The sequence below is a fragment of the Corallococcus terminator genome, from assembly GCF_003611635.1.
GTDB classification, from domain to species: Bacteria; Myxococcota; Myxococcia; order Myxococcales; family Myxococcaceae; genus Corallococcus; species Corallococcus terminator.
In genome coordinates this window covers 1-10413 of record NZ_RAVZ01000339.1, presented here as the reverse complement: position 1 = coordinate 10413, position 10413 = coordinate 1, and the positions used below count along the sequence as shown (strand labels likewise).

Sequence of the window (10413 nt, the reverse complement as noted above, 5' to 3'; positions counted from 1 at the left end):
CGGTTGATGGGGCTCGTGGGAGGGGGCGCGTGGAGCGAGGTGCTCACCACGCACGAGCGCGAGGTGCTGCGCATGCCGCAGGGGATGGACTTCGCGGACGCGGCGGCGCTGCCGGAGGCGTACCTGACGGCCTGGGATGCGCTGGTGCTCCAGGCGGACCTGCGGCCCGGAGAGACGGTGCTGGTGCATGCGGTGGCGAGCGGCGTGGGCTCCGCGGCGGCCCTGCTCTGCCGGGCGATGGGCGTGCGCGTGGTGGGCACGGGGCGTAATGCCTCCAAGCTGGCGCGGGCGTCGGAGTGGGGCGTGGAGCGGACGGTGCTCTGTGAATCCTCACCGCCCGTGTTCGCGGACGCGGTGCTGGCGGCGACGGGAGGCCGGGGCGCGGACGTGTGCCTGGACCTGGTGGGCGGCAACTACCTGCCGGAGTCACTGAAGGCGATGGCGCCCCGGGGCCGGCTGATGCAGGTGGGTTCGGTGGCGGGGAGCCGCGCGGACGTGGACCTGGGCGTGGTGATGCGCAAGCGGCTGCGCATCACGGGCACGGTGCTCAGGAGCCGGCCGGCGGAGGAGAAGATGGCCCTGACGCAGGCGGCGGAGCGGCAGTTGCTTCCGCTGTTCGAATCGGGCGCGCTGAAGGCCGTGGTGGACGAGGTGCTGCCCATGACGGACATCCGCTCCGGGCTGGAGCGGATGGCGGGCAACAGCACGGTGGGGAAGCTTGTGGTGCGCTGGGATGATTAGGCCTTCCGGGCAGGGCTCCGCTTCCTGGCGGGGGCCTTCTTCACCGTTCGCGGCGCGGGTGTTTCAGGCGAAGAAGGCAGCTCCGCCTTGAGCACCTTGGCCGAAGCGCAGCGGCGCCAGGCCTCCTTGAGCAGGGATTGCAGAAGGGGCCGCGTCACCGTGGTGAGCTGCACGATGACCATGGGCCAGTCCTGGTAGTGCGGCGTCACCCGGAAGACGTCCGGCTGGGTTTGCAGCAGGGCCTCGCGGTGGTCGAAGTCCACCTTGATGACGATGGAGTCATCATCCAGCACCCTCGCGAAGAGCTTGTCGCTCACGCGGAATCCCGGCGTGCCGTACGAGGGACGCTCTTCCGTCGCGGGCAGCGCCAGCGCCAGTTCGCGCACGTCGTCCACCGTGAGCCGGACCTTGCGCTTCACCGGCTTCGCTATCTGCTTCCGGGCCGCCATGAGTGCGCTGAGCTCCTCGTTAAGACTTGGACTCCCCTGGATGTAGGAGTTTCCGCCATTTTGCCCCCTTGCTACCTTCCTACGGGTGAGTGAGCAACAGCCCCAACCCTTCGGCCGCTACGAACTGCTGGAACGCCTGGGTGCTGGCGGCATGGCGATGGTCTACCGGGCGAAGTACACGGCGGGGCCTGGCATCACCAAGAGCGTGGTCATCAAGCGGGTGCTGAGCGAGTACTCGGAGGACCCGGCCTTCGTGGAGATGTTCCTCAACGAGGCGCGCATCTCCGTGGGGCTCAACCACGGCAACATCGTCCAGGTCTTCGACTTCGGGCAGGTGGACGGTGAGTACTTCCTCGCCATGGAGTTCGTGGACGGACAGCCCCTATCCCGGGTGATGAAGCGGCTCAAGGGCCGAGGGTTCTCCTGGATGCCCGCGCCCCTCGCCGTGAGCACCGTCATCGAACTGTGCCGGGGCCTGCACCACGCCCATACGCGGACGGATGAGCAGGGCGTACCGGTGGGCCTCGTGCACCGCGACATCTCTCCCGACAACGTCCTCGTTAGCTACGAGGGCGAGGTGAAGGTGGCCGACTTCGGCATCGCCAAGGCGCGGCTCGCGGGAAGACCGCAGACCGAGGTCGGCGTCATCAAGGGCAAGTATCCCTACCTCGCTCCGGAGCAGTTGAAACAGTGGCCTGCGGATGCTCGCGCGGATGTCTATGCGGCGGGTGTCGTCCTGTTCGAGTTGTTGTGTGGCGAGCGGCCTGTCACCGGCAACGAGCTGGAGATCTTCCAGCGCGCCACCGAGGGACGCCTGACGCCCGCGCGGAGCCTCAATCCCAGCCTGGATGACGACCTGCTGGACATCCTGAAGCGCGCGCTCGCGCCCATGCCAGGCGACCGCTACCAGAGCGCCGAGGCCCTGCAACAGTCCCTGTCGGACTGGCTGGGTGCAAACGCGGTCCGCCTCCCCACGCATGCCCGCAAGCTGCTCATGACGTGGGCCTTCCAGGAGGAACTGGTCGCCCAGCACCGACCCGTGCCGCTCCCGGACTCCTTCGTGCGTCAGCTCCAGGCCTGGCGCCACGCGCGGCTCCTCGTCAGTCCTTCCGGTACGGGAACGACCGACACGCCCCCCTCGCCCGCGATGCATGAGTGGCCGGTTCTCCCCGCGGAGCTCGTTCCCAAGAGCCTGCCCCGGAGGCTCCCGGAGCCTCCGGCCCCTGTCGAGAATCCTGCCCCGGATCACCCCAGGCCGCCGTCACGCCTGAGCCCCCTGCTCTCCAGCGACGCCTTCTGGTTGAAGCTCATGTCGGTGGGGATCGTGGTCATCTTCGGAGTGTTCATATTGGTCAGGATCCTCCGCTTGCCGCGTTCCCAGACGCCCTCATCCAACTATCTGACTCCTCCCACCCCCCCCGTTTTTGACTACGAACGAGGCAGGGACCTCCTGGCACAGGGCGATCCCGCGGCGGCGGTGTGGTGGTTCCAGGAGTGCCTGCAAAAGTCACACGACAACGGGGACTGCCTCCTGGGCCTGGCGACGTCGTATGAGGCCCTGGGGCAATGGGAAGAGGCGCGCTTCCAATACCAACGGTTCGTGGAGGGCCATCCCCTGCGACCGGAAGTGATCACCGCCCACGACTTCCTGGAGGCCCATCCCCCCTGAGGGCAGCCAGGCGATACGGAAGCCGTTGCGCGCGGGAGGCGGAACCGTATCCTGCGCCGCCATGGCTACCCACTTCGACCCCGCCGCCGCCGCGCAGCCGGGCTCCGGCATCTTCGGCCTCCCCCACTCCCCCGACGAGGCGCACGTCGTCGTCATCCCCGTGCCCTTCGAGGCCACCACCAGCTACGGCGGGGGCACGTCCGACGGGCCCGCCGCCCTGCTGGACGCCAGCCGTCAGGTGGACCTGTTCGACGTGGAGACCGGCCGTCCCTACGAGCGCGGCATCGCCATGCTGGAGGCCCCCGCCGAACTCCACGAATGGAACACCCAGGCCAAGGAGCGCGCCCAGGTCGTCATCGAGGCCGGTGGCATCCATGACGGCACGCCCAAGCTCCTCGCCGCCGCGCGCGACGTCAACGTCTTCAGCGAGAAGCTCAACGACCACGTCTACCGCACCGCGAAGCACTGGCTGGAGCAGGGCAAGTGCGTGGCCGCCGTCGGCGGAGACCACGCCATCTCCTTTGGCATCATCCAGGCCCACGCGGAGAAGTACCCCGGCATGGGCGTGCTCCACCTGGATGCGCACGCCGACCTGCGCGTCGCCTACGAGGGCTTCACCTGGTCGCACGCGTCCATCTTCTACAACGTCGCGGAGCGCATCCCCGGCGTGAAGACGCTCGTCCAGGTCGGCCTGCGCGACATGAGCGAGAACGAGCACCGCTACATCGAAAACTCCGGCGGGCGCATCCAGGCGTTCTTCGACGCCACCCTCCAGAACAACCGCTTCGACGGTCTGCCCTGGAACCAGCAGGTGAAGCAGATCGTCGACAAGCTGCCGCAGCAGGTCTACCTGTCGTTCGACATCGACGGGTTGGACCCCGTGCTGTGCCCGCACACCGGCACGCCCGTGCCCGGCGGTCTGTCCTTCCCGGAGGCCACCGCGCTCGTCGCGGGCGTCGTGCGTTCGGGCCGCACCATCGTCGGCTTCGACCTGACGGAAGTGGCCCCCGACCCAGAAGGCAGCGAGTGGGACGCCAACGTGGGCGCCCGCCTGCTCTACAAGATGATCGGCTGGATGCTGAAGTCGCAGAAGGCCTGAAGCCTCAGGCCCCGCGCGGCAGGGACACACTGAACGTCGCGCCCCGGCCGGGCACCGACTCGGCCGACAGCGCGCCGCCGTGCAGCTTCGCCAGCTCCGAGGCCACGTAGAGCCCCAGCGCATCCCCCCGGGCCGGTCCGTCCGGGAAGGGCTGGAACAGCCGTGGCAGCTCCGCTTCGGGGATGCCCGGCCCCGGGTCGCTCACGCACACCCACACCCGCGCGTCGGACACCCGCAGCTCCACGCGCACCCCACCCTGCCGGGCCGCGTTCGACAACAGCACGTCGAACACCCGCCCCAGGCGGGCCGCGTCGAAGCGCAGCGCCACCGGCTCCTCGGGCACCACCAGTTCCACCGGCACCCCGGGCCCCAGCGTGCGACACCTCGCCACCGAGGCCTCCAGGTGCGCTCTCAGCTCCCCCTCCGCCGGCTGCAACGTCAGGCTGCCCGCGCTCAGGCTCGCCGCGTCCTGGAGGTGCTGACCCATCCGCTCCAGCGACTGGAGCTGCGCGCCCAGCGCCATTACCGCGTCCTGGGTCGGGGGCGACAGGCCCTCCAGCTTCAGCAGTTGGACGCGCGCGGCCTCCAGCGGGCCCTGGAGCGTGCGCGCCACCCACTGGCCCAGCGCCTCCACCGGCGTCGCGGGCTCGCGGGACGCCCCGGGGGCTTCCTCCAGCACGCGGTGGATCAGCGCTTCGAAGTCGTTGATCTCGAAGGGCTTGTTGAGGAACGCGGTCGAATCCGGCGAGCCCTGCTGGAGCACCGCGCTCAACAGGATGATGGGCACCTCGCGCAGGCCGGGCTCCTGCTTCAGCCGGCTGCACAGCTCCATGCCACTCATGCGCGGCATCATGTGGTCCGTCACCACGAGCTGCGGCCTTCGCGAGCGCGCCAGCGCCAGCGCCTCCTCGCCATCCCGTGCGCGCACGACGTCGTGCCCCAGGTCCTCCACCACCTGGCTCAGCACCTCCAGCACCGCCGGTTCGTCATCCGCGACCAGGACGAGACTCATGTCAAAGGACTCCTACGCCCCCGCGGGCTCCAAGAAACACGCCGCGCCGGGACGCAGGATCAGGCCCGCCCTCACCCCCGGGTGCGCAATCGGGCGGGGGCCGGGACGTTCTGCCTGAAAGTGCGTTCGCTCACGGTTGCACCTTCAGGTCCCTGGTCTATGAAGAGCCGGACGCCGCATCCAGACACCCCGGGAATGGCTGGGGCCTTCCCGACATTCAGACTGTCTTCCAGGAGACGCTTCCTGGTGGCGCACGGAGGAAGGACATGAGGGCAGGACACATCCGGTGGGGGCTGTTGCTGGTGGGACTCGCCCTGGCACTCCCCGCGCAAGCGGACCTGTCGCGGCGCCGCAGCGACGTGGTGGAGGTCGTGCAGAAGGTCTCCCCCGCGGTCGTCTACATCGGCACCGAGCAGGAGGTGGAGTCGCGCTTCCGGGGCCGCGCCCGCTCGCCGCTGGAGGAGTTCTTCGGCCAGGGCATGGCGGAGCCGGAGACGCGCCAGCGCATCCAGGGCCTGGGCAGCGGCGCCATCATCGACGCGTCCGGCATCATCGTCACCAACGACCATGTCATCCGGGGCGCGTCCGCCATCCACGTGGTGCTCGCGGACGGGCGCACCTTCGACGCGGAGGTGGTGGGCAGCGACGCCAACAACGACCTGGCCGTGCTCAAGGTGAACGCGAAGCAGCCCCTGCCCACCGCGAAGCTGGGCACCAGCTCCGACCTGATGATTGGCGAGACGGTGGTGGCCATTGGCAGCCCGTTCGGCCTGAGCAAGACGGTGACGGCGGGCGTGGTGTCCGCCACCGGCCGCACCTTCCGCGCCGACGACCGCGTCTACAACGACTTCCTCCAGACGGACGCGGCCATCAACCCGGGCAACTCCGGCGGGCCGCTGCTCAACGTGGACGGGGAGATCATCGGCATCAACACCGCCATCTACGCGAACGGTCAGGGCATCGGCTTCGCCATCCCCGCGGACAAGGTGCGGCGCATCGTGGAAGAGCTCACGCGCTTCGGGAAGGTGCGCCCCGCGTGGGTGGGCATGGACACGACGAACCTCCCCGCGCAGGTCGCCGCGCGGCTCGGATGGGATCGCACCTACGGTGCGGTGGTGACGAACGTGGAGCCCGACAGTCCGGCCTCGCAGGCGGGCGTCCAACGCGGTGATGTGGTGGCCGAACTGGGCGGCTCCCGCATCCAGGACGCCGAGGATTTCGACTCGCGCGTGCGCGGTTATCCGGCCCGCTCGGTCTTCCCCCTGGTGCTCTTCCGAGCAGGCTCAAGCCGCACCGTGCAGGTCACTCCGATTGAATTTCCTGCCCGCCTGCTCGAAAACCTGGCGTGGGAACGGCTAGGACTCCGGGTGAAGGAGAATAAAAACGGGATGGCGATCTCCGCAGTGCGGCCGGGCTCCGCTGCGTCGGAGATTGGCCTGGAATCGGGGGATGTGCTCTTGCGGATCAACAATCAGCCGGTTCCGACCGCTGACACTTTCCGTGAAGGACTGCTCACGGCGCGACGGGGACGTAGCGTGCTGTTGCTCGTGCGTCGTGGGCGCTACGCGTACCACCTGACGCTGCCGTTTGAAGGGCAGAGGCTGTAGTCGTTACGCGGGGATTCCAGGATCGACGGGAAGGGCACTAGCATGCCGTTCCCATGAGTTCGCCTCGCTACCAATCACTCGGTCCCCTCCTCGCCGGTGAGGGCTCGCGGGCCTTCCTCGGACTGGCGCTGGAGGATGGCGCCACGCCCCGTCCCGTGGTGCTCATCTGGGCACCGCCGGACATCGCCCAGAACCCGGAGCTGGTGGCGCGGCTGGAGCGCGAGACGAACCGCGCCATCGTCTTCGAGCACCCGAACATCCTTCGCGTCCACGGCCTGGAGAAGCTGGATGGCGGGCTCGCGCGCGTCACCGAGTTCGCCGACGGCGAGCCGCTGCGCCGCGTGCTGGAGGTCCATCCGCGCATGTCGCCCGCGTTCGCGGCGCTCGTCGTGGCGGATGCGGCCATGGGCCTGCACTACGCGCACGTCGCGGGCAACGACGACGGCTCGCCGCTGGTGCACGGAGACATCCGGCCCGAGACGCTGATGGTGTCCTTCACCGGCTTCACGAAGGTGACCGGCTACGGCGCGCTCTCCGTGGCGCCCCGCGAGCGCGGCGGCAAGCGCGTGAAGAACCGCCGCGCGTACACGTCCCCGGAGCAGCTCCTGGGCGGACGCGAAGCCGTCAACGTGCAGTCGGACGTGTTCCTGCTGGGGCTCACGCTGCACGAGTGCCTCACGGGGAAGATGCCGTTCAAGGAGTCAGCGGATCCGGACAAGGCGGTGCTCAACCGCGCGCTGCCGCCGATGCCGCCCGACGTGCCGCTCAAGCTGGACGCCATCGTGCGCCGGGCGACGAACAAGCGCGCGCTGGAGCGCTACCCCTCCGCGCTCGCCTTCCGCGAGGCGGTGGTGGACGCCATCGGCAAGCTGCCGACGCATGAGTCCTTCGCGGAGCACCTGGCGAAGCTCTTCCCGCCGGAGAGCGATGCGCGTGCGGCGCGGCGCAAGACGATTGAGCTGGGCATCGCGGAGGCGCTCGCGAAGACGGGCATGCCCGCGCCGCAGATCGCCGAGGTCCTGGCGCAGGGCGCGGGGCTCGCGGAGCCCGTGAAGAACCTGGTGCCGGAGGTGAACTCGGCGCCGGTGTCCACGGGCGCGGCGAGCACGGCGGCTGCCGGGGCACAGGCGGCGAGCACGGGTGCGGCGAGCGCGACCGTGTCCTCCGCGGCTTCGGCGTCACAGGGCCCGGCTTCGCAGGCGGGAGCGCAGGGCACTTCGTCGAGCGCGCAGGCCACCGCGACCGCTCAGGGCACTGCTGTCACGCAGGGCTCTGCTGCCACGCAGGGAGCGAACGTGGCCGCCCAGGGCGCGGCATCCGCGACGGCCGCGAGTACGCAGGCGCAAGGCACGAATCCGGGCGCGCAGGGCTCGAATCCGGCGCAGGGTACGAGCGCGACCGCTCCGTCTTCGACGCCCTCGCAGGGTGCGGCGTCCAACACGGACGCACGTCCCGCGGGCCCCATCTTCGGCGGCGCGGCGAGCCCCACGGCGCAGGTGGCCGCACCGGCGCAGAAGCCCTCGCGGGCATGGATCCCCTATGTCGTCGGCGGACTGGCGCTGACGCTTGGCGCGGGCGCGGTGGTCATCCAGCGCCAGCTCCAGGGCACCATGACCGTGGAGACCTTCGACGCGGGCATCCCCGCCGTCGTGGCCGCTCCCTTCGACGCGGGTGTCGAGGATGCGGGCGTGGAGGATGCCGGCATCGTGGACGCAGGCCCCGTCATGGGCATGCTGGACCTCACGGTGGAGCCGCGCGTGGAGGTCACGCTCAACAGCACCACCACGCTGCTGGGTCGCACGCCGCTGTCGGTGCCGCTGCCTCCAGGACGGCACCTGCTCACCTTCACCAACGGCGCGCTCGGCATCTCCGTGTCGCGCACCGTGACGGTGGCGGCCACCGGTCGCTCCGCGTTCCAGTTCTTCCTCAACAAGGCCTTCATCAACGTGCGCGGCCCGGCCGGCGCCAACGTCAGCATCGACGGGAAGCCCGCGGGCACCGTCCCCGTCGAGGAGCTGGACGTGTACGAGGGCTACCACCGCCTGCTCGTCACCGTGGGCCCGTCGCGCTGGCAGAAGACCTTCACCATCGAACCCGGCCAGCGCGTCAACTTCGACGTGAACTTCGAGGAACCTCAAGAGGTCGAGGAGTAACCCGAAGGCCCAGCGTCATTTGAAGCCCGGTGCCCTCCACGGGTGCTGGGCTTTTTCTTTTAGCCCATGGACACGCATGCTGCCCCATGGAGCGCACAGGGAAGAGGGCCGGAGAGTCATCCCCGGCCCCCTGCCCTTCCATCACAACCGCATCAGTCCCAGCGGCTGTTGAGCTTCAGCGTCCACTCGCGCAGCTTGCCGTTGCCCACGCCGGACGGGTTGACGACGTGCAGCTTCCACAGGCCGTTGATGGTGCCGTCACGCGGAATGCCGCGCGTCACCGGGATGCGCTTGGGCGGCGTGCCTTCGTTCGGCCCGTCCCACAGGAGCGCCGTCTCCCCACCCGGATCCTCCAGCGTCAGCACCAGCTTGGACGGGTTGTTGTGCGCCAGGTCCAGTTCCACCGTGATGTCCTCCGGCACCGTCGCCAGTCCCACCACCGGCTGCGTGGACATCTGCGGCGTCGTGTTGCCCTGCAACGTCAGGTCCGAATACGACGTGAACTCGCCTTCCATCCACGCGGGCCGGCACCAGCCCTCCGTCGCACCCGACGCCAGGCCGTGGCACGTCAGCCCCGTCTGGCACGACACGAACAGCGAACAGGACTCGCCGTCCCCCGGGGTGGGCGAGGTGGTGATGCAGCGGCCGTACGGGCTGGAGGCGTCATTGGGGATGCCATTGCACCAGAGCCCCGTCTGACAGGTTCCCGCGCCGGTGCAGGGCTCACCTTCGGCCGCCTGCTGCGTCGCCGTCTTGAGGTTCTGAAGCGACGTGCCGTCCACGGCCGGCAGCCGCCCCAGCTTCAGGATGTGGAAGAACGGCCGCGCCGACACGATGGCGTTCGCCGCCGCCGCCGACACGCCATAGCTCGCCTGCAACGCGCTCGCGCTCTGCGCGTTCACCACCGCCAGCGCCCGGCGAGCCTCCGCCACGTTGAACGTCACGCCCTGGAACGTGCCCACCCAACCGTCCACCGGCAGCGCCACCCGGCCCGTGCCCCGCGCGTACGTCTCCAGCGCCGCGAGCGCCGCCGGACCCACGTTGGGCACCGCATCCACCTGCTCGATGGAGACGAAGCGCCGGTCATCCCCGGTGTGCAGGACGCCGTCCGGACCTTCGCGCCAGTCCATCAGGCTCTGCGCGGCCAGGAGGTTCAACGGCACCTGCGTGTCCAACACCGCCAGCGTCGTCGAGTAATCGTTGAGGAACAGCACCACGCCGTTGCCGGCGGGCGTGCCCGTGGCCAGTTCCTGCCCCTGCGACGCCAGCGCGGGAGAGGACCCGTCCGACACCGCGGCGGCGCCGCAGCTCAACAGGAGTGGAATCGAGGAAAACGACAGGAAACGTCGGAGTCTGGAGGTCATGGCCTCCATGTACTCCATGGAAGGGGGGCCTGTCGGTGACGTATCAGGTTCCGCCTTGATACAGACCGATGACGCCGTGCACCTGGTCGGTGACGTGCTGGAGCGTGTCCGCCGCCTCGTGGGTGGCCTCCACCCGGGACACCGACGCCTCCATCATCGCGGTCAGGTCCGTGACGGCGGAGAAGATCTGCGACACGCCCGCCGACTGCTGGCTCACCGACGCGGAGATCTGGCGGACGGAGTCCGCGCTGCCCTGCACAAGCCCGGACAACATCCGCAGCCGGTCCCCCGATTCGCGGATGGTGTCGATGCCCCGCCC

8 protein-coding genes and 1 pseudogene are annotated in these 10413 nt (G+C 69.5%); 5 read left to right on the top strand and 4 right to left on the bottom strand.

Going from position 1 to position 10413, the window contains the following annotated elements:
- Positions 1–741 (top strand): zinc-binding dehydrogenase (locus tag D7V88_RS33775; RefSeq protein ID WP_120544736.1); only part of this gene is annotated, 741 nt, incomplete at its 5' end.
- Here D7V88_RS33775 and D7V88_RS33770 read toward each other — a convergent pair.
- A complete protein-coding gene (locus tag D7V88_RS33770; RefSeq protein ID WP_120544734.1) occupies positions 738–1190 on the bottom strand; it encodes an MmcQ/YjbR family DNA-binding protein in 453 nt (150 codons plus the stop codon). The two genes, D7V88_RS33775 and D7V88_RS33770, sit on opposite strands and share 4 nt — an antisense overlap.
- Before the next feature lie 85 nt (positions 1191–1275).
- Between D7V88_RS33770 and D7V88_RS33765 the strand changes: the two genes are divergently transcribed.
- Both D7V88_RS33765 and D7V88_RS33760 read left to right on the top strand, forming a co-directional pair.
- On the top strand, positions 1276–2859 hold the full coding sequence (locus D7V88_RS33765) for a serine/threonine-protein kinase (protein ID WP_147448970.1): 1584 nt from the start codon (positions 1276–1278) through the stop codon (positions 2857–2859).
- A gap of 61 nt (positions 2860–2920) precedes the next feature.
- Complete coding sequence (locus D7V88_RS33760; protein WP_120544732.1) at positions 2921–3958, top strand: agmatinase family protein; 1038 nt, start codon at positions 2921–2923, stop codon at positions 3956–3958.
- Positions 3959–3962: 4 nt separating this feature from the next.
- On the opposite strand, the gene D7V88_RS33755 is transcribed toward D7V88_RS33760, so the two are convergent.
- Positions 3963–4970 (bottom strand): ATP-binding response regulator, encoded by a 1008-nt coding sequence (locus D7V88_RS33755; RefSeq protein WP_120544731.1) that lies wholly within the window; start codon positions 4968–4970, stop codon positions 3963–3965.
- 266 nt (positions 4971–5236) lie between these two features.
- Between D7V88_RS33755 and D7V88_RS33750 the strand changes: the two genes are divergently transcribed.
- Both D7V88_RS33750 and D7V88_RS33745 read left to right on the top strand, forming a co-directional pair.
- Positions 5237–6577, top strand: coding sequence for a trypsin-like peptidase domain-containing protein (locus tag D7V88_RS33750; protein ID WP_120544730.1), 1341 nt, complete (start codon positions 5237–5239; stop codon positions 6575–6577).
- Positions 6578–6630: 53 nt separating this feature from the next.
- Entirely contained in the window at positions 6631–8730 is a 2100-nt protein-coding gene (locus D7V88_RS33745; protein WP_120544729.1) for a serine/threonine-protein kinase, read from the top strand.
- A 152-nt stretch (positions 8731–8882) separates the two neighbouring features.
- Here the strand turns inward: D7V88_RS33745 and D7V88_RS33740 are convergent, their stop codons facing one another.
- Positions 8883–10094, bottom strand: a complete 1212-nt coding sequence (locus D7V88_RS33740) for a proprotein convertase P-domain-containing protein (RefSeq protein ID WP_120544735.1) — start codon at positions 10092–10094, stop codon at positions 8883–8885.
- A 43-nt stretch (positions 10095–10137) separates the two neighbouring features.
- A pseudogene (locus D7V88_RS33735) lies at positions 10138–10413 on the bottom strand (methyl-accepting chemotaxis protein); the annotation flags it as partial.